We start from the raw sequence: 19,572 nt of genomic DNA, 5'->3' as shown, positions 1-19,572 counted from the left end.
TGATTAGGGCTTACTCTTCATTTACAAAACCAGATTGAATTGCTTCTGTCACTTCTTTTGTGATGTCCAGTTTTGTTGCATCGGTGCTAATTTTCTTATGCCAAATATGCACGGAAGGCTTTTCGTTAAAAAAATGTTTTATTAATACTAGTTGATTATATGCTAGCTTATTTTCTCTATGGGTAGCAATATAGACTGTGAAATTTTTTGCTTCAACGATCTTTTCCTGCAAAGTATATTGGTTGTCCCATTCCTTTGCGACTATATCTTTCAAATCTTCTATAATCATATAAATCGTTCCCCCTCCCCTTATATCATCAATCAAATCTTCGAATACTCGGCACACATAATGCTACTCCAATTGTTACAAGTACTAAAATAGCTAGTGTTATAATCGTTATCTCGCCACCTATGACAGTAGCTAACCACCCTACAACTACGTAACCTAGTGGCAATAAAGCAAATGAACCTAACATATCAAGGCTTGCCACTCTTCCGAATGCTTCTTCTGGCACGAGCTCTTGTAAACTCGTTTCCCAAATGAGTCCAAATATCATCATACCGAAACCTTCAATTGCCATTAATACAATTAAAACAGGTGCCCAAGTAATGAACGGCATTATTAAAAGTGCACAACCACTTATTAAAACACCACCATAGGCAAGTAATCCTCGCTTATGCCAACGCTCTTTCCCGCCGAATATTAGCGCAGCAACTACAGCTCCAACACCAGAGGATGCCATTCCTAATCCATACACATATGCTTCAAAATGATGATGAACATTAAATAACCATGGAATTAATACGACGATAATTCCTGCATAACAAATATTGATGAAAGAAAAGACTAAAATTGTAATCCATAACCACGGATGACTTTTTAAAACAAAAACACCTTCCATAAACTCTTTTTTATAGTCGACTTTTTTCTTTTCAATAGGTTTTACCTTTTTAAACTTTATTTCTCTTAAAAATAATAAACATAAAAATGATAACAAATACGTTACTGCATCTAGTCCAAATCCTATTCCAGCAGATGCAACTGAAACGATTAATCCTCCAAGAGCCGGTCCAATTAGTCGTATACCTTGATTACTCATTTGCGTTAATGCATTAGCTGCATTTCGAATTTCTGGTACAAATACTTTCGCTCTTACAGCCGCATACGCTGGCTGAAATATGCCTTCCATAAGTCCATATAATGCTACAAGTACATATAGAAGTGGAATTGTTAAAACATCCATAAATATAAGTGTTGCAAGTAATAGCATTAATATGCAGCGAATTATATCTGTAAATAACATTACTTTCACCCGATCCATTCGATCTACTACTAATCCAGCAAACGGTAACGCAAGAATATTAGGAAGCATGTACATTGCCATAGTCATTCCCATTACAACTGTTGAACCAGTTAATGAATACACAACGACTGGCAAAATAACCATCGTTATCGAACTACCTAAAGTCGAAAGCAATTGCCCAATCCACAAAAATTTAAAATGTGGTGACGCTTTAACTGGCAATAGCAATTTACCGATATAGCTTAATTTTTTCTCTGTTGGTATTTCTCCTTGCATACCTCTCTCCTCTTTTCGAAGGATTAAATCCTCCTAATAAAATGTTTTATTTTTAATAATATTCAATCTAATTATATATGAAATTATCAAATTTATGGTAATATTATCAAAAACATAAAGGAGATAATATATGAAAACAATTGAGACAGAAAGACTCATACTACGCTCATTACAATTATATGACGCTCTAGTAATCGAAAAATTAGCTGGCGATTATGATGTTGCTAAAACAACCCTATCTATTCCACACCCATATCCAAAAGGCTCTGCAAAAGATTTCATTACACATATGCTACAAGCAGAGATCGATAAAAAAGTTGTGATTTTTTCTATAATAGATAAGAATAATAAAGAATTAATAGGTGTAATTAATTTAAATTTAAATCATATTCATAAACGTGGGGAACTGGCCTATTGGGTTGGAAAGCCTTATTGGGGAAATGGATTTGGTACCGAAGCATCGAAAGCACTACTACACTATGGATTCAACGAGCTGCATTTAAATAAAATATTCGCTGCAGCTTTTACAAATAATCCTGGTTCATGGCGAATTATGGAGAAAATCGGAATGAAACATGAAGGAACGTTTAAACAGCATGTTGTAAAATCTGGTGAACCTATGGATATTACATACTATGGAATATTACTTGATGAATATAAATAAAAAGGTGTTTTCATAAATGAAAACACCTTTTTATTTATAATTTTAAGTTCTTCTTCAATGTCCAATATTTTTCTTGAGCATTTTCAAATGAAAATTCTACCCAGCCATTTGGATCTTCACGATATACATTTACTTTTGTACCATTTTCTAATTTTCCAACTTCATTTTGTGTCACATTTGGTACACTCTTAATTGGATTGTTAAACGGGAATGGCACTTGATAGTAAGATCCTACCGATTGGACAGTAGCTTTTGCATCTTTTGCATAATCTGTATAAGGAATCGCTTCACTTAATACTTCTACATTTAATGTATTAGGGTTTTTCGGTAGTCGTTTTGCATTTTGGTAATCCGCTTTATTAAAAGGCTTAATGCGTTCCATGATATTAGCGATTTTCCCAGCCCATGCTGTATCTGTTGAATACATAACATTCATTGCTGGTAATGTGTAACCTTTGAAATATCTTGCACCATCTTCTAAGTAGTTCTTTTTTACATAATCAGCGTTATATGAAATACTTAGTCCGTATGACGGTAAATATTTTGCATATGCAAATGGATCACGATCATATGCTCTTAAACCAAATAAATTATGTTTACGATATGCAATTTCTGATTTACCGTAACCAGATTCTAAGATTGCATGTGCAGCTAAGTATAGTGCATTCACACCATACTCATTTTGCGCTTTAATAAAGTCTTGTCCAATTCCAACTAACGGGCTATCTGGATGGAATCTTTGAATATAATTATCAATCTCTTGCGCTGTTACGTTAGATGGTAATGTCACATCTAGATTAATATATGAAGGCTGTTCAGCAGGAACATCCTTTTTAATTTGCATCGCTCTATATAACAATTGTGCATAGCTTTCACGTGTTAATACACCTGATGGATCAAATCCTCCAAGCTCATTCCCTATTGACACACCATTAGATTGCAATGCACTAATTGCTTCTTTTGCCCACCAATATGATGCATCTATATCGTTAAATGTATGTGGTGCTTTTACTTCTAATTTAAATGCTCTTTGCAAAATAACAGACATTTCAGCACGGGTTAATGATTCTTTCGGTCTAAACGTTCCTTTATCATCACCTACAAAAATCCCCATATCTGTTAATGCTAAAATTTCCTTTGGGAACATTGTCGTTCCTGCACTAATATCAGAGTATGGATTTTTGTAATCACTTTTTGCTTCTGGTTTTAATGCGCGATACATTAATGCTGCTACTTGCTCACGAGTTACAACATCTCCGAAGCCGAATTTACCATTATCGTAACCTGCAATAATTCCTTTTGACGTTAAATCAGTAATTGCTTCAAGTGCCCAATGATTTTTTGGAACGTCTGGAAATTCTTTTGTAGATGCAAACGAAGTTGCTGGAGCCATCACTACTTGAAGCGCGACTGTCACTGCTAACACATTAGAAATAACTTTTTTCATAAATTTTTTAACACGTTTTTTATATGCTTGTCCCGTGTTAACTTGCCTCCCTTTATCGTATAATTTTCCCTATTAAACTAACAAACTCTTAAATAGTCAACAGTAAAAGTATACGTGATAAAAATCAACTAATCTACCATTATTTTATTTATAATTAACATAATACGATATATCTTTTTATTTCGATACAAAATTACATAAAATCACATAAAAAGCCCATCTATATAAAGACGATGGGCTTAGCAATCAACATTATTATTTTGTTAAACGGGATTTAGAAACATCAAAGCCTTTCCACTCATAATAATCTAAAATCCCCTCATAAATTGCCTCAGCAGCTATTTGTCTTCCAGATTCTGAAGCTAACTTCTCATAATCCGTACTATTATCTAAAAATGCTAGCTCCGTTAGTACTGCTGGCATTTCATTTTCTCTTAGTACATAAAAATCTTCTGATTTTACACCACGATCTCTTGTATCTAGAGCTTTAACTAATCTCTTTTGTATTTTATTAGCTAACATATAACTATCTTTTTCACGTTCGGTTAATTCTTTCTTTTCAGATCCTTTAAAATAAAAAGTTTCTGTTCCATATCCATCATGTTTTTGAGAAGCATTTGCATGGATACTTACAAAAATATCTCCATTATGTTCCTTTGCGAAATCCACACGCTTTTTAAGGTCTTCTCCTTGTTTTTCATCAAGGCGAATATCTGTTTCACGTGTTAACATCACGCGGAATGGAGTTTGTTTCTCTATTAAACTTTGTAATCTTTTAGATGTATCTAATACAATATCACTTTCATGTAATCCTTGCGTTGCCTTCCCAGGGTCTGTTCCTCCATGGCCCGGATCAATAATAATTACCTGTTCTACTAAAGGGTTACCTATTTTAAGAGAATCTGCCTTTTTTATAAATTGAGCTGCCTCTGCTTTAGTTAGAATTTTTTCGGGCTCCCATTTGTCACCGGTTCCAATAGAAATCCCTAATTCAACTAGAATGTTAGCTTTTGCTTTACCCCAACTTTTTTCTAGATCACTAAATTTAGTTGCTGGAGTACCATTTACTTTAGAATCTAATTTGTAAGCTTCTACAATAAGAGAGGCCATTGAAACTCGGTCAATTTTCCCAGTTGGATCGAATACGCCCGCTCCTTTCCCTTTTACAACGCCAGCTTTTTCTACAGCTGCGATGAATGGGGTATACCATTGGTTTTGAGAATCACCGAAAGATGGTTTAGCATTTTTATCGATTGGTAAGTTTAAGATTTTAGCCATCATTGTAGCTGCTTCTGCACGAGTGATTTCTTTTTCTGGCTCAAACATTCCTTTTTCGTTACCTGTAACTGCACCTTTCTCTACTAAATAGTAAATAGAGTCTTTTGCCCAATGTTTAGCTGGGACATCTGGAAAATTTTTCGTTTGCGCGAAACTACTAGATGAATAAGATAATATACTAGCTGCAATTACTCCTGCTGCGATTATTCTATTTTTCATAGAATATATTCCCCTCTCAAGTACGATGTATTTATGTAACAGACTAATTATAGTTCTGAAAATTAGTAATAGTCAATTAAAGAATGTATAATTTTGTATTATTATTGTATTTTTTGTCATACATAACTATAGTTAAAAACTATAAGATTTTATTAAGAGGAGAGATTCATATGAGCAACAATTGGAAAGATATAGAGCACCGTATGTATACAATGTGTATGATTCAGCAGAATAACAAAGTATTGTTAATACAGCGCCCCAATCATCTTGGCTTCCCTGGTTACATCGCTCCCGGCGGAAAAGTAGATTTTCCAGAAAGTATCGTTCAAGCTGCTAAACGAGAAGTAAAAGAAGAAACTGGATTACTTGTTTCAACTTTAACCTTTAAGGGATTAGATGAATATGTAAATCCGAAAGAAAATGTTCGATATATGGTATTTAACTATTGGACAGATTCATTTAAAGGTGAACTCCTTTCGAATCCTCCTGAAGGCAAATTATTATGGGTACCAATCGATACAGCACTAAATCTTCCTATGCAAGATTGGTTTAAAGAAAGATTTCCATTATTTTTTGAAAAAGGTACGTTTGAAATTCAACGTGTTTGGGACAAAGACTTAGATAAACAAGTCGCTATGACAATTACCCATACGTAAAAAAGCTTGGAATCTCTCCAAGCTTTTCTTACTTCTCCTCTATTTTCTTAATCTCATAATCAATTTCTAAAAACTTAACTCCAAATATCCACATTTTATGGTTAGCTTCTAACATTTGATTGGTGCCCTCTTTAATAATAAACGTCTCTGCTAACGGTAACCGTACTGTAAAGAAACGAGTATGTAAATAAATCCCCTCATCTCCCTTACCATTTCTTCTCAGCTTACTAGTAATAATTAAATTATTATTATCATTACGTAATTTTAAAATCCCCGTCATATTCGAATATGGTAGAGGTAATGCGATATTCATATATGTCTCATTCTTATACGTATGTTTTGAGTAAAGAGCTACAAAAATAGATGCTCCTGCTTCATTTTTTCTTAACCAAGCTCTTACATTCTCCCTTCCATCCTTCTCATCCATTACCCCTATGATAGAGCCGTGCATTGTTTCCCACTTGCCGCCCATTCCTAAATGTATTTGTCCTACACGCTTACTCATTTTCTCATAACAAAATGCTAACAGGCGGAACGAACGAGTCCATTTAATATGCGATTGTAACTCATACTCTTTTGTATTTTCATAAAACCGAATAATGCTTAAAGGTATCTTCGTCACGTCAAATGCCTCACTATGAAAATCATTCATTTTATCAACTAAACCGTTGTATTCCTTACTATCTATTACATTTCTGTTATGTAAAAACGCTTCACCAACTGTCGCCTTTCCTCTTAATCTGCTCATTGGTTTCCCGTAATATTTATAGTTCGGAACACTCTTTTCAATCATCCAGCCGACAAATGCCGGTAACGCTACTCCAATTCCATTCACAACACCGTGAATCCAAACCATTTGAGCAATTGTAATCGTCATTACATGTTTCAAATTCCCATACGAGTATATAAGTGAAAACATAATTGTTACCATAAGTGTACTAGACGATATGATCAGAAGAATCTTTGCGTTGATAGCATTAAATTTCGTACGCCAAACATAAATTCCATAACCATAAATAGCGCATAAATATAGGAACACTGCAAAAAATTCAAATACCCTTGAATACGTAATTCCTACTGCGACTGTCAGAGGTGAAATAACGATGACAAACATAATAACATCATATACTTTACTTCTCTTTTCTCTTTTTCTCCCAATTAAACCAGCCGATAACGGCAATAGAAACGCCGAATAATGAAAGTGTGCAGCTGTGAGTAAAACAATGTCAGAACTAAAGTGCATAATGGAAAGCTTTGCTACTGAGGCGAAAAACCAGAAGCCACCTAAAAACAAATAAATAAACGCACTATCGATTGCCGTTTCTTCTAACGGTTTCCATCCTCTTTCTAGTAATCTACTCACACCAAATAACGCGACAATTCCTGTATATACAAACCAAAATAGCGCAAAGAAATAGTGACTTGTTACGAAAGCTAACATTGCACTAATTGCTGCGATTGGATATAAAAACGATAAAAATTTATAAAAGAATACATATGATCCATTTCTTATTTTCTTATCAATGATGCTAAATGACATCGGTATAAATAACAACATAGCTAATAAAATAATTGCTTCCACTGGATTTATATTTGGCCACTCACATATTAGAAAAATAATATAACAAACAAGTCCAACTATTATATTTTTCATATTATTTATTTCCTCTCCACAAACGTTCCCCTATATGAAAATAATGAACCAATTAACGGATTGCGTACTTGAACATGAATTCGAAAGCATTGTTGTGTTTCATCATAACTTTCTACAATGTTGGCCTCCCCGTATAAAAATCTAGGTAACGGGACTTTCCTTCCAAACATGTAAAACCATTGTTTCTTTGAAGAAATATGCATTGCCCCTAACTCATCAATATAAAAATTCAATGTAGAGACGAGTAAATGTGGTTCACCAAAATAATCTACAATTTCATTTTCATCAAGTTTCATTACCGCATTAAAATATCTTTTCTTATTATGAAAATAAAAAGTACGATTCCACCGCACAAGTTCATGTCCATGTTCATCACGCTCAGCGGTATTATGTATTGTAAATGGCACTCCCTTACCTCTCTCAGAGAAAAACATTCGAAACTTCGATGCAATTTTTAATATGAATTTTACGAAAAAAGAACCACCGTGAATTTCATCCATCTTCCCTTCTCCAATAAAGCTATTTTCTTCTGTAATCTCATAACGTTTCTGTAATTTCGGATGAAGTTTTTTATAAGAATCCCCTAATAGTCTTTCATACATATTAGCCATACATTATCCCTTTCTCTTCCTCTTGCAATTTTTTGCACTTGGCAAATTCGTACTATTTATATAACCGACAATCGATAATCCAATTAGAAGTAGATTTAACGTAATTGGATTAAACGGCTCTGTAAAGCTTGCGATATTCGTAAATCCTGCTGCTATCGTTAAGGCTATTAACATAAAAATATGTACGATAAATACTTTTCGTTTTGGAAATGGTAACAGCCATAGGACACCAAAAATAATTTCTAGTAATCCAATTATTTTAAGTACAAAAATACTATGTTCAGTTGAACCAACCATCACCGATAGCATTTTTACTTCTTCTGAATGAGTAAACACTAGTTTCGGTACTATTCCTTGATACATCCATACGAAAGCAAATAAAAAACATATGAGCCAATACGTCACTGTTCTTCTAATGAGCAATCTAGGATGAAGTCCCTTTTCTAACCATAATTTTAAAGCATCAAAACTCCAAGCAGTCGCCCAGCCTAATAATGGCCGAAACATATAGAAATCTATTACATTCCCTATACGACCAAACCTCGTATCATAATCATATTGTGTCTCAAAATGAATGTGTTCTTTACACGGTGCATACTTCCAATAACCACGCCCTATTTGAATAAGTGATAATTGATTGTCTGTCCAAAATTTTAAAGAAGAAATCCGTTCACCTGTTTCTTTTCTTATTTCACCTATCGATTCCCCTTCCCCAGCTATTTCAAGTCCAAATCCGATTTTTGTTTTATATAGAAATTTCTGTGGTTCTCCTTCTTTTTTCTCTAAATATGAAATTTCAGTAAAGCGAGCATCCCATTCTGTATGTATATGTGGTTCTTGCGTATATTCCCATAATTTCTCCATCGTTGTGTTCATTTCTGCTGAAACATAAATAGGCTTTTTCCCTTTCATTCTTCCACCTCCAATGAACTATAATTTTAATGTACATGTAATAAATTTATTTTGCTACATTTTTCACAAACTTCCTCATAAAAAAATAGAATTTTTAAAATTTATACAAAACACTTGATTCCCCAAAAAATTTAAATTATTATAAAACAAATGTTACCAACAACTTCATAAATCAAACACTCTCGCCTAAAACGTGAGATAGAGGTTGCGATACTTATGAGTATTCTAATGGAGACACAGAGAGGTCTATGAAATTAGATGAAAGGAAGTATTGCCGAAATCGATATATTTCTCTGTATGTATCGATTGGGGCTGTTTTCGAATAGAAACAGAACTGTCATATGTACAGACGCGTATGTATGAAGAGCTATCTACAAAAAAGAGATATCATTTTCATGGTATTCCTTTTTTGGCGGTTTTTTTATTAGCTCCGTTTTCTGTTTCCCTTTTCCTGTAACAGCACCATCCTCACTTATTTGAGATGGTGTTTTTTGTTTTTCTCTGGTAACTACAGGAATATTGGGATTTATATATGTCCTAATCTATTCTTAAAAATGGATGAAAGAAGGAATTCGCAATGGAAACGATTGTACAAAAATTTGGTGGCACTTCTGTCGGAAGTGTTGAGCGTATTCAACATGTAGCAAATTTAATTATTGAAGAATATGAACGAGGACATAGTATCGTCTCTGTCGTTTCAGCAATGGGAAAAAGTACAGATGAACTTGTAGCACTTGCTAACGCAATTACAGAAAATCCAAGTAAACGTGAAATGGATATGCTTCTATCGACAGGAGAGCAAGTAACTATTTCATTATTAACGATGGCACTACAAGCAAAAGGGTATAACGCGATTTCATTAACAGGATGGCAAGCTGGTATTACGACAGAATCTGTACATAGTAGTGCACGGATTACTGAAATTAATACAGATCGCATTCAATCTTATCTTACTAAAGGCACGATTGTTATTGTAGCTGGTTTCCAAGGCGTCAGTGAAGATTTTGAAATTACAACGCTTGGACGAGGCGGTTCTGATACAACTGCTGTCGCATTAGCTGCTGCACTAAACGCAAAAAAATGTGATATTTACACAGATGTGACCGGCGTATATACGACGGATCCACGAGTTGTAAAAGATGCTTATAAATTAGATGAAATTTCTTATGACGAAATGTTAGAACTTGCAAATCTCGGTGCTGGTGTATTACACCCACGTGCTGTTGAGTTTGCTAAAAATCATAATGTCATTTTAGAAGTTCGCTCAAGTATGGAACAAGAAAACGGAACAATTGTAAAAGGAGAATGTAACATGGAACAACAATCAATCGTTAAAGGTATTGCATTTGAAGATAATATTACACGTATCACATTGAAAGGATTGGAACAAGGCTCGCTTTCAACAGTTTTCGCTACATTAGCAGCGGCACATATTAATGTAGATATCATCATTCAAAGTATTACAAATGAAGGAACTGTTCATCTCTCCTTCTCCATCCATTCTAATGATTTAAAAGAAACATTAGAGGTATTGGAACAAAATCAAGAGGCACTTCACTATGAATCAGTAGAATATGAAAATCATTTAGCAAAAGTATCAATTGTAGGATCTGGTATGGTATCTAATCCAGGTGTTGCTGCGAATATGTTCACTACTTTAAAAGAAGAAGATATTCATATTAAAATGGTAAGTACATCAGAAATTAAAGTGTCTGTCGTTATTGACCGCCTTCATTTAGTAACAGGTGTCGAGGCGCTGTATCAATCATTTATGGCGAAAATTGAGCCTTTAGTGCAGATGAGCTAATTTCTACTAGTAAAACTTAAAACAAATTATATGAATCTACTTCCTTCCTATATAAATAGAAAGCTATTTGCATATAGAGTAATAAGAAATGTATTTATCATTTAAATAATACACTTCATTCTATACAACGATCGGGCCCTTTAAGAGCATACAGCGTAGAAACATTTTTCGAGGAAATCGCGGTATTGTTTGTTAACAAGATACTATATGACATATCTAAAAACAGCTTGTCACATTTTCCTATACTGTGACAAGCTATTTTTTGTTTGAAAGGAATTTGTAACTTTTTAATAGTATAATTAAGAAGATGATTAGATAATACACTTTTACATATAAGGAGATAAAGACAATGTCAAAAAATAAATTACTCAGAATGGACAATGTCAGCATCGTTGTAGAATCCCTTGATCATGCAATCTCTTTCTTCGAGGAGATTGGGTTAAAACTCGAAGGGCGCGCCACTGTCGAAGGCGAATGGGCTGGTCGCGTAACTGGACTCGGTTCGCAGTGCGTAGAGATTGCTATGATGGTAACTCCAGATGGCCATAGCCGCATTGAACTTTCGCGATTTCTTACCCCGCCTGCTATAGCAGATCACCGGGCAGCTCCTGTCAACGCCCTCGGTTATTTGCGCGTCATGTTCACCGTTGAAGACATTGACGAAATGGTATCTAGGCTTACTACTAAGCATGGTGCTCAGCTCGTTGGCGAAGTAGTTCAATACGAGAACTCTTACCGTCTCTGCTACATTCGTGGAACTGAAGGCATTTTAATCGGTTTAGCGGAAGAACTCGGTAATAAATAATTAATGTTTTATTAGAAGCCTTTACTGAAGTAAAAATATTTGAAAGAACTTTACACTTAATAAAACTTAGATTTTGAACCCCGTCCTAGCTTTAGAACGGGGTTATACTTGTTTGAGCTTTTTAACATACTATTAATATCCTAAAATCATTATAAAACAATTTATTTTCTTGTTATACTCTTTCCTAGGAAATATAACTTACTCTTCTCACTTTTTATCATATTATATTCTTTAAAAAAACGATCTAAACTCATTCAAAATAACTTTCTTCACATCCGAATAAAAAACCATCATGAATAGTGCAATTACTAATACAACCACCTGTATTTTTTCATAATCAATGAACGCACTCATAATTAGTAATCCAAATCCAATATAAAAACCAAACTCGTTCTCTTTCTCAAAATCCTCATCTTCTTCATCAATATGTATTTTTTCTTTAATGTTTTGATTCCCTTTTATTAACTCATCGAGCGTAACATTGTACATTTCGCTTAGTAAAATTAAATTATCAATATCAGGACAACTTTTATCATTCTCCCACTTGTACACTGCTTGCCTCGTTATACCAATCTTTTTAGCAACATCTTCCTGCGAAAACCCTTTTGACTCTCGTAATCTTTTAAGTTGTTGTCCTAAGCTCATAACGTCCCCTGGTTTAAAATTCTTATAAAAATCTATAAATTGTTGGCGAACCAAGTCAAATGCCAACTACCGAAAAGGAATCTCACCTTTTTCCTGTCCGTAAGGGTTGTGACCTTTTCATCCACCTATTGTGAAAGAATGACGGCAGGTTCCTGTTAGGAACGATCTGTCCTTGCATACTACCATTCATCCAAGTCAGTAGTATGCAAGAGGTTATAAGAAATAAACCAGTACCCCCCTTCTCATTTAAATTTTAAATACGAATTGTTGATTGTTCATATAAACAGTTTTGTGAAGAATGCTCCACAATTTCCAATTATGATATTCTTTCCACGTTTGAATTGTTTGTAACCATTTTTTATATACTTTTTGCGTATTCTTTTTACTTTCTTCCATGGAAGCAACAAGAATACGCAGTTTTGTTGTAATTTGGTTTTTTAATAATAATATAATTTCTTGTGGTAATTGTTCTTGCAATTCTAATCCACGTCTTGCGATCGTGAATGCGGCTGCTTCATGAACGCTAATACCGAAATTTTTACTATATTTTAATTTTCCGATCACACTTGTATAAGCGGGGTTTACTGTTTTAACAGAAAATCCGTTACGAAGAGCCATACGAATTAAACTGTTCAACATCTTTTTATACGTAAATTGATGGAAATTACGATTACTGTATTTATCAGTATCATGAGATTGTTGAAACTTTAAATCTTCTAAAACAATTCCACCTACATTGTTTTCCAATAACCATGTTTTAATTTGTTGTACGATTTGTCCAATTATCGTTGCGCGTTTGTTTGTTGAAAATGTATTCAGATTGTGTAGATAAAAAATTTTTGAACCTTTAAAATTACCTTGTTTTGTACATAAACTAATTGCAATTCGATCCGGATTCACATCGATCCCTGCAATTAAATCAGATTGTGGTGTTTCTTTAAAATCTAATACACGACCTATTTCCGTTTCATCAAACGTAATATTTACATAAAATTCATTTTGTTTACGAATGATTTCTACACTATATTTTTGATGCTCTATAATCGGTTTTCCTTTTGAATTTACACCGATTTGCTTTCCCATAACGACATTTGTAATTTGATGATAAAAACGATATGGAATCATAATCGGAACTTTGATTCGTGGGCTTTTTGTTTTTCCATTTATTCGTCCTAATGGATTTGCAATTTCTAACCATCCTTGCCCACAGTCATCAACTGTAATGCGCATGTTCAAATTCCCTTTTTTGCTTTTATCTCCACGAGAATATAATTGTCGTGTACGCAAATCTTTCCATTCTTGATTGGATATCTTGTTTTTCATTCTTTCATAGAAATTTTTCCTCCCACCAAAAATAATAGGAGGTAATGTTTCATTTTTAATATGTTTTGCATACGTTTCTATTCTTTGCTCTAATTTTTGTTTTCGTTTTCTTAAACCAATTAAACAAGTTTCTAATAAAACTTGTTTAGGTCTTTTTTTACCACTTTCATAATCATCTATTTTTTGTAACGTCTTTTCTAACTTTTTTTGATTATTTTCTAGGTAAACAGGAAGAAGTTCTTTTTGAGAGAAAAGGATCGTTTGCGCTTGTAAAATCGCATCTTCACAAAAACGTTTATTTAACAAATATTTAGGTTGTAGTTTTTTTATCAATTCTTTCTCGTTTTCGCCCTCAATCAAACGATTAAAACTATATCGTTTTGCACTTTCGAACGTACGGATCAAAGTAATTAAAGCTTCCGTTTGTTCTTTTGTAATAGAATTGATTTTACAAGTACGTGTTGTTTTCATCCTTTTCCCCCCTTTTCATCACCTGAAAATATTATAGGTTGAATTCTGTAAAATATAAAACCTGTAATTGTAAATTTTTATAGTTTTTTATAGATTCTTATTTACTGCCATTAACTCCTTTAACAAATTATTACATAAAAAGAGATATAAAAGAAAGAAACCATTAGTAAAACTCACTGTAAACCATTCATTTACACAGTAAAAAAGAGAGAATAGCTCTATATTTAAGCTATTCTCTCTCTTCTATTAAAATAGATGAATGTTTTCTTTCTTGCAAGCTTCACGTAAATCGTCAGGCCATACAGAAGATTGAACTTCACCAATATGTGCTTTACGTAAGAAGTACATGCACATTCTCGATTGTCCGATACCACCGCCAATTGTTAATGGTAGTACGTCTTCTAAAATACCTTTATGGAAATCATACTCACGTTTGAAGTCTTCACCTGTTTTCGTTAACTGCTCATCAAGTGATTTACTATCAACACGAATTCCCATTGATGATAATTCAAATGAAGATTGTAGTACTGGGTGCCAGAATAAAATATCACCGTTTAATTTCCAATCATCATAATCAGCTGCGCGTCCATCATGCTTTTCACCTGAACGAAGTGCATCACCAATTCCGATAATGAAGACTGCACCGTGTTCTTTTGCAATTGCATGTTCACGATCTTTCGGTGTTAATTCTGGATATTTATCTTCTAGTTCTTGAGAAGTAACGAACACAATTTCTTCTGGTAAATACTTCCCAAGGAACGGATATTTTTCAAATAAGTGATCTTCTAAATCTTTGAATATTCCATAAATTGTTAGTACTGTTTTTTGTAAGTAATCTACAGTACGCCATTCTTTTTGAACGATTTTTTCCCAATCCCATTGGTCAACGTAAATAGAATGTGTTGCATCAAGTTCTTCATCACGACGGATTGCGTTCATGTTTGTATATAAACCTTCACCAGCTTCATATCCATATTCATGCAGTGCAAATCGTTTCCACTTCGCTAGTGAGTGCACAATTTCTAATTCTTCTCCTGAGTGTAACATATCAAATTCAATTGGACGTTCTACACCGTTTAGATGATCGTTTAGTCCTGATCTTTTCGTTACGAATAATGGTGCAGATACACGGAATAGTTCAAGTCGTTTTGCTAATTGATCCTCAAAAAATGTTTTAACTTCCTTAATTGCGATTTGAGTCTCTCTTACTGTCATTAATGATTGATACATGGTGGTTTCCTCCTAAAATGTTTGGATGTTGTGAAAAGAAGCCAACAAAAAAAGCCCTTCTTTCCCAAAAAACTGGGACGAAAGGCTTTGGTTCCGCGGTACCACCCAAATTAGCAACAGAGGTTGCTCACTTATACAATACGGAGATGAAGTATCTCGATACTGTTCTTCTTGTAACGGCGAAGTTCCCGGCTAAGTCTACTTTCCTGTCAAGGATTTCGGTTAGCAACTCCAGGAGGTTCTTCATAATAGGCTTCGTATCAGGCTCACACCACCCCTGACTCGCTTAAACTACGTCCTACTACTACTCGTCCTTTCATAGTCGTTTTGTTGTCACATCTCTGAAACATTTTATTAATGATTATTCTATACAAAAAATAAATAAAGTCAACAAAAAGTTTTAAAATATTTTTCAATTCTTTATTTTACGGCTTTATTGATTGTTTCCAATATACCTTCTTTACTTCTTTTGTCTGGGCATTCCAAAAAACGCTTCACTAATAGAAACTAACATATATACAACAATTAATGTAATTGTCCGAAATATAGAATCCGCAGTATTTCGTATTATTTTCATTTTCTTTGTAATTCCTTTCAGTTTACTTGCAAATTCATGATATACTATAGCATTCAAGCAGTTTGTTTTTACTTAAAACAAACATAGTCATTTATAAAGAGTATTTTCTAAATCATTGACTATTATCAAATAAGATTTTTATATAACGGAGTGATTATATGAGTAAAACGAAAGCAAAACCGAAAAAAGGTGTAGGTCAAGGTACAGGAAGTAAAGGATGGAACCGTTGGCAATCAAGCGCAAAGAAAAAGAAAGCTGCAAAGCCATACAAAAGTAAAGGTACAAAGAAATAATTGAAATAACATTTGATTTCTTTACTTTGTACAAAACAAAATATAATTATTACAACAAAAAAGCTATACCCTCATACATTTGAAGGCATAGCTTTTTTTATTAGATCATTAAAATATCTCGAATTTCTTCCTCCGTGATTGATGATAATTTCTCTTCTCCTGGCTCAATCACTTCAGCGATTAAATGTTTCTTACTCTCTTGTAGTTCATGCATTTTTTCCTCAATGGTTCCGTGTGCTACTAATTTAATAACTTGTACTGTATTTTTTTGCCCCATTCGATATGCCCGATCTGCTGCTTGTTGTTCAACAGCTGGATTCCACCATAAATCGTATAATATAACCGTATCAGCGCCTGTTAAGTTAAGACCTGTACCACCAGCTTTTAAAGAAATGAGGAATAGGTCTCCTTCTCCTTCGTTAAACCGATTACATAGTTCTACACGTTCTTGCGAAGGTGTATTCCCGTCTAAATAAAAGTATGGAATTGCTTGACGATTTAATTCACGACCAATAATGGACAGCATCTTCGTAAATTGAGAAAAGATTAAAATTCTCTTACCAGTGCTTCTACATTCCTCTAGTATGTCTAACAGTTGCTCGAATTTAGCTGAACTCCCCTTGTAATCATCAACGAATAAAGCAGGATGATTACATATTTGTCTTAATCTCGTTAAGCCAGCTAAAATTCTAATTTTATTTTTACGTAACGTATCTTTGTCTAAATGCTTTAATGTTTCTTCCCTTAATTTCGCTAAGTAAGCAGCATATAGTCTCTTTTGATCTGGTAATAACTCCGATGACTGTAAGTGCTCTATTTTATCTGGAAGCTCTTGTAATACATCCTCTTTTAATCGTCTTAATACGAACGGTTTTACGCGCTTTGCAATATCTTCACGCCTTAAATCACCGAATTCTTTTCTTCCTGGTAATAATTCTGGAAATACGACATGAAAGATAGACCATAGCTCTTCTAATGAATTTTCGACAGGCGTTCCCGTTAGTCCAAAACGATATTCAGCTTGAATTGTTTTCACTGCTCTTGCAGTTTGGGTTGTAGGATTTTTAAACGCCTGTGCTTCATCAAGAAATAGTGTATGAAATGGCCTCGCATACGACCTTACATCTCTTCTCAGTAATGGATATGACGTAATGACGACATCAAATTCCGCTACGTCTTTTAAGATTTTTCGTCGTTCTGTTTGATTTCCATCTGCAATAACCGCTCTAATATGTGGGGCGAATTTTTTCAATTCACTAAACCAATTATAAACGAGCGAGGACGGTGAAACGACTAATATAGGCAGCTTCTTCTCCCGAATTTCAGGCAAAACAGAATCTATATAAGCAATACTTTGCAGCGTTTTTCCAAGTCCCATATCGTCTGCTAAAATACCGCCAAAACGGTAATAGGCGAGTGTTTTCATCCATTCGAACCCGTATACTTGATACTCTCTCATTACAGCAAGTAAAGTTGGTGGTACTGTAAACTTTAACTTTTTCGGATTTTGAATGCTTTCAACTAAATCTTGAACAGACTCATCTAAACTTAAAACATTACCTTCATGTAGTCCATTCATCCATTTTACACTCCGAATAAGCGGAACATTCACTTCTTCCCCATGTAAAAATTCTTTTCGAATACCTGATTCCTTTACAAACTGATTAATTTCATTAAACTCTTTGCTCTCTAGCGATAATAAAGAACCATTCGCAAGCCGATAATATTTCCGTTTTTCTTCAAGAGCCGCTAATACACCTTTAATTTCAGCTTCCGGTATTCCTTTTATATCAAAACGAAATGACAACCAATCAATTCTTTCTTTCCTTCTCACTCTAATAAGTGGCGCTGTATCCCCTTTATGAATGCGTAATTTGATTGCTGTTGTCGCGTAAATATCAACTAAACCTTTTAACGTTGGAACAATGTGATATAAAAAGTTATACTCAGCTTCTTCATTATGCATAAAGTAACCGCCTTCTGTTTTCGCAAAGGCACTTTCACTCATAATGTCTAAAATCTCTTTTTCCTTTTTCTCATCACGATTAAAAACAGAAGGTTGCCCGTCTTCTTCTAGCGGATTAATCACGACGTTTCCATAATGAAATTCAAGACCTGCTAGCAAACGATTTTTCACTCGATCTAAATATAGCTTTGCTTTTAACGACGGCGTTTCAACACGATCGGATATGACTTCATCAATGCGCACTGTTCCAAGTTTCATTAATCCAGGCACAACTTTCGCTACGAAATGTTCCATCTTATTTTCAGGAATATAAAACTGATTGCTATTTGAGCGACTCATCATTTTTTGCAATTCAATAAGTCGCATACAATCTTCCATAGGTAAATGATATAATTTCCCATCGTAAAGAGCGTTGTTATACATCTCCATAACTCGAACACGATTTAGACCGTCTATATGAAGGGTAAACCCGCCATTATTCCCTTTCGTAAACTCAAAATGTAATGGCAATAACCCTTTTGAAATGTGTAATCCCTGGAACAGTTGCTCATTTTGGTTCAACTGTACATACTCGGCTCTAGAAAGTGCAGAGAGCATATCATTCCATGAAGCTGGCGGTATAAATATCATACTTTCATCTTGTTTCGCATGTACTTCTAGTGCATCTTCATACATTTTTTCGTTATGATATATTTTAATAAGTTGTTGTATAATCGCGTCTGTTTCTTGTTTAAAACTGTGTACATCTGGCGTATATGTAAATTCATTGGAACAATGAAAAGCCTCTCTCTTCTCCACTTTAGAAAGAAATTCTCTAATATGATTTATAAAATATGTTTTCGCAAGTTTTAACTGAATTCCAAGAAGAGCCCCACCGCTTTTCTTCGCTACTGGTGAACATATAAACGCAACATCTAATATTTCACGTGTATCAAACCGATGTTGTTTACTTTTTGGCCTCAGTGGTTTGTCTGCAAATAACTGAAACATCCCGTTTGTTAATTGATCATTTCTGCTACTAACAGAGCCCATTCCACCCGTTTGTTGGTTATAATTTATTTGTATTAGTACGGCTGCAACATGTTGACAGTACGTTTGAAAAGACGCTAATGAAGGACAACTACATCTCGCAACAACATCACCTTTTTTAGCTTTTTCTACTGTAACACGAAAATCCTCGTTCCCTTTTACTGTCGCCTCACAAATTTCTTTCGTTTCATCATAGTAATTCACGATTACTTTATTTGATTTATAATAAGCTTCGCCTCTTTTATATGAGGTTTCTCCACATACTTCTTTAATAATCGATTTATTTAATGTAAAACTCATTGTTTTAACACTTCCTTAATGTAAAACCATTTTCTCTTACTTAACATTTTACATGCTTCACGAGAAAATATAAAATGTTGATTTAACAAAAAAAGATGCTTATTT

16 protein-coding genes, 1 riboswitch and 1 other annotated feature are annotated in these 19,572 nt (G+C 34.1%); of the genes, 5 read left to right on the top strand and 11 right to left on the bottom strand.

Annotated features, from left to right (window positions below):
• Nucleotides 1–10 precede the first annotated feature (10 nt).
• Together MR079_RS13075 and MR079_RS13070 are read right to left on the bottom strand one after the other, a co-directional pair.
• Nucleotides 11–289 (bottom strand): hypothetical protein, encoded by a 279-nt coding sequence (locus MR079_RS13075; RefSeq protein WP_242294099.1) that lies wholly within the window; start codon nt 287–289, stop codon nt 11–13.
• Nucleotides 290–317: 28 nt separating this feature from the next.
• Nucleotides 318–1,580, bottom strand: a complete 1,263-nt coding sequence (locus MR079_RS13070; RefSeq protein ID WP_242294098.1) for an MFS transporter — start codon at nt 1,578–1,580, stop codon at nt 318–320.
• Between the two features lie 130 nt (nt 1,581–1,710).
• Here MR079_RS13070 and MR079_RS13065 point away from each other — a divergent pair, with 130 nt between their 5' ends.
• Nucleotides 1,711–2,244, top strand: a complete 534-nt coding sequence (locus tag MR079_RS13065) for a GNAT family N-acetyltransferase (protein WP_242294097.1) — start codon at nt 1,711–1,713, stop codon at nt 2,242–2,244.
• 34 nt (nt 2,245–2,278) lie between these two features.
• Here MR079_RS13065 and MR079_RS13060 read toward each other — a convergent pair whose 3' ends face one another.
• Both MR079_RS13060 and MR079_RS13055 read right to left on the bottom strand, forming a co-directional pair.
• Complete coding sequence (locus MR079_RS13060) at nt 2,279–3,691, bottom strand: S-layer homology domain-containing protein (protein WP_139867807.1); 1,413 nt, start codon at nt 3,689–3,691, stop codon at nt 2,279–2,281.
• A 255-nt stretch (nt 3,692–3,946) separates the two neighbouring features.
• Complete coding sequence (locus MR079_RS13055) at nt 3,947–5,188, bottom strand: N-acetylmuramoyl-L-alanine amidase (RefSeq protein WP_242294096.1); 1,242 nt, start codon at nt 5,186–5,188, stop codon at nt 3,947–3,949.
• 170 nt (nt 5,189–5,358) lie between these two features.
• Here MR079_RS13055 and MR079_RS13050 point away from each other — a divergent pair, with 170 nt between their 5' ends.
• On the top strand, nt 5,359–5,844 hold the full coding sequence (locus MR079_RS13050; RefSeq protein ID WP_139867811.1) for an 8-oxo-dGTP diphosphatase: 486 nt from the start codon (nt 5,359–5,361) through the stop codon (nt 5,842–5,844).
• Between the two features lie 28 nt (nt 5,845–5,872).
• Here the strand turns inward: MR079_RS13050 and MR079_RS13045 are convergent, their stop codons facing one another.
• Genes MR079_RS13045 through MR079_RS13035 form a run of 3 tightly spaced genes read right to left on the bottom strand, consistent with a single transcriptional unit; the run spans nt 5,873 to nt 9,021 of the window.
• On the bottom strand, nt 5,873–7,498 hold the full coding sequence (locus MR079_RS13045; protein ID WP_139867813.1) for a YndJ family protein: 1,626 nt from the start codon (nt 7,496–7,498) through the stop codon (nt 5,873–5,875).
• Between the two features lie 5 nt (nt 7,499–7,503).
• On the bottom strand, nt 7,504–8,109 hold the full coding sequence (locus MR079_RS13040) for a DUF4166 domain-containing protein (protein ID WP_242294095.1): 606 nt from the start codon (nt 8,107–8,109) through the stop codon (nt 7,504–7,506).
• 3 nt (nt 8,110–8,112) lie between these two features.
• Nucleotides 8,113–9,021: a DoxX-like family protein gene (locus tag MR079_RS13035; RefSeq protein WP_242294094.1), complete on the bottom strand. Its 909-nt coding sequence runs from the start codon at nt 9,019–9,021 to the stop codon at nt 8,113–8,115.
• 191 nt (nt 9,022–9,212) lie between these two features.
• Nucleotides 9,213–9,399, top strand: a riboswitch (Lysine riboswitch).
• A gap of 199 nt (nt 9,400–9,598) precedes the next feature.
• On the opposite strand from MR079_RS13035, the gene MR079_RS13030 reads away from it, so the two are divergent.
• Both MR079_RS13030 and MR079_RS13025 read left to right on the top strand, forming a co-directional pair.
• Nucleotides 9,599–10,828 carry an aspartate kinase gene (locus MR079_RS13030; protein WP_242294093.1) on the top strand — a complete coding sequence of 410 codons (1,230 nt, stop codon included), beginning with the start codon at nt 9,599–9,601 and terminating at the stop codon, nt 10,826–10,828.
• Nucleotides 10,829–11,177: 349 nt separating this feature from the next.
• A complete protein-coding gene (locus MR079_RS13025) occupies nt 11,178–11,633 on the top strand; it encodes a VOC family protein (RefSeq protein ID WP_000041939.1) in 456 nt (151 codons plus the stop codon).
• Between the two features lie 231 nt (nt 11,634–11,864).
• Here MR079_RS13025 and MR079_RS13020 read toward each other — a convergent pair whose 3' ends face one another.
• The 3 genes from MR079_RS13020 to asnA all read right to left on the bottom strand — a co-directional run bounded on the left by MR079_RS13020 (nt 11,865) and on the right by asnA (nt 15,302).
• Nucleotides 11,865–12,278, bottom strand: coding sequence for a helix-turn-helix domain-containing protein (locus MR079_RS13020; protein WP_139867821.1), 414 nt, complete (start codon nt 12,276–12,278; stop codon nt 11,865–11,867).
• A gap of 246 nt (nt 12,279–12,524) precedes the next feature.
• Nucleotides 12,525–14,072: an IS200/IS605 family accessory protein TnpB-related protein gene (locus MR079_RS13015; protein ID WP_242294092.1), complete on the bottom strand. Its 1,548-nt coding sequence runs from the start codon at nt 14,070–14,072 to the stop codon at nt 12,525–12,527.
• Between the two features lie 246 nt (nt 14,073–14,318).
• Nucleotides 14,319–15,302 carry an aspartate--ammonia ligase gene (gene asnA, locus MR079_RS13010; RefSeq protein WP_000284918.1) on the bottom strand — a complete coding sequence of 328 codons (984 nt, stop codon included), beginning with the start codon at nt 15,300–15,302 and terminating at the stop codon, nt 14,319–14,321.
• Nucleotides 15,303–15,372: 70 nt separating this feature from the next.
• Nucleotides 15,373–15,631: a binding site (T-box leader), on the bottom strand.
• A gap of 406 nt (nt 15,632–16,037) precedes the next feature.
• On the opposite strand from asnA, the gene MR079_RS13005 reads away from it, so the two are divergent.
• Complete coding sequence (locus tag MR079_RS13005; RefSeq protein ID WP_000047591.1) at nt 16,038–16,172, top strand: DUF3934 domain-containing protein; 135 nt, start codon at nt 16,038–16,040, stop codon at nt 16,170–16,172.
• A 100-nt stretch (nt 16,173–16,272) separates the two neighbouring features.
• Here MR079_RS13005 and MR079_RS13000 read toward each other — a convergent pair whose 3' ends face one another.
• Nucleotides 16,273–19,467, bottom strand: coding sequence for an SNF2 helicase associated domain-containing protein (locus MR079_RS13000; RefSeq protein WP_242294091.1), 3,195 nt, complete (start codon nt 19,465–19,467; stop codon nt 16,273–16,275).
• Nucleotides 19,468–19,572 lie beyond the last annotated feature (105 nt).

Origin of the sequence: Bacillus cereus group sp. BfR-BA-01381, assembly GCF_022663555.1 — a bacterium.
GTDB classification, from domain to species: Bacteria; Bacillota; Bacilli; order Bacillales; family Bacillaceae_G; genus Bacillus_A; species Bacillus_A pacificus.
The sequence above is the reverse complement of the archived record's forward strand: the minus strand, read 5'-3'. Positions and strand labels throughout refer to the sequence as shown.

Coding starts and splice junctions, on each gene's coding strand:
- asnA (WP_000284918.1), bottom strand. CDS start 15,302: ATGTATCAATCATTAATGACAGTAAGAGAGACTCAAATCGCAATTAAG.
- MR079_RS13050 (WP_139867811.1), top strand. CDS start 5,359: ATGAGCAACAATTGGAAAGATATAGAGCACCGTATGTATACAATGTGT.
- MR079_RS13060 (WP_139867807.1), bottom strand. CDS start 3,691: ATGAAAAAAGTTATTTCTAATGTGTTAGCAGTGACAGTCGCGCTTCAA.
- MR079_RS13070 (WP_242294098.1), bottom strand. CDS start 1,580: ATGCAAGGAGAAATACCAACAGAGAAAAAATTAAGCTATATCGGTAAA.
- MR079_RS13005 (WP_000047591.1), top strand. CDS start 16,038: ATGAGTAAAACGAAAGCAAAACCGAAAAAAGGTGTAGGTCAAGGTACA.
- MR079_RS13025 (WP_000041939.1), top strand. CDS start 11,178: ATGTCAAAAAATAAATTACTCAGAATGGACAATGTCAGCATCGTTGTA.
- MR079_RS13020 (WP_139867821.1), bottom strand. CDS start 12,278: ATGAGCTTAGGACAACAACTTAAAAGATTACGAGAGTCAAAAGGGTTT.
- MR079_RS13065 (WP_242294097.1), top strand. CDS start 1,711: ATGAAAACAATTGAGACAGAAAGACTCATACTACGCTCATTACAATTA.
- MR079_RS13030 (WP_242294093.1), top strand. CDS start 9,599: ATGGAAACGATTGTACAAAAATTTGGTGGCACTTCTGTCGGAAGTGTT.
- MR079_RS13045 (WP_139867813.1), bottom strand. CDS start 7,498: ATGAAAAATATAATAGTTGGACTTGTTTGTTATATTATTTTTCTAATA.
- MR079_RS13035 (WP_242294094.1), bottom strand. CDS start 9,021: ATGAAAGGGAAAAAGCCTATTTATGTTTCAGCAGAAATGAACACAACG.
- MR079_RS13055 (WP_242294096.1), bottom strand. CDS start 5,188: ATGAAAAATAGAATAATCGCAGCAGGAGTAATTGCAGCTAGTATATTA.
- MR079_RS13040 (WP_242294095.1), bottom strand. CDS start 8,109: ATGGCTAATATGTATGAAAGACTATTAGGGGATTCTTATAAAAAACTT.
- MR079_RS13000 (WP_242294091.1), bottom strand. CDS start 19,467: ATGAGTTTTACATTAAATAAATCGATTATTAAAGAAGTATGTGGAGAA.
- MR079_RS13015 (WP_242294092.1), bottom strand. CDS start 14,072: ATGAAAACAACACGTACTTGTAAAATCAATTCTATTACAAAAGAACAA.
- MR079_RS13075 (WP_242294099.1), bottom strand. CDS start 289: ATGATTATAGAAGATTTGAAAGATATAGTCGCAAAGGAATGGGACAAC.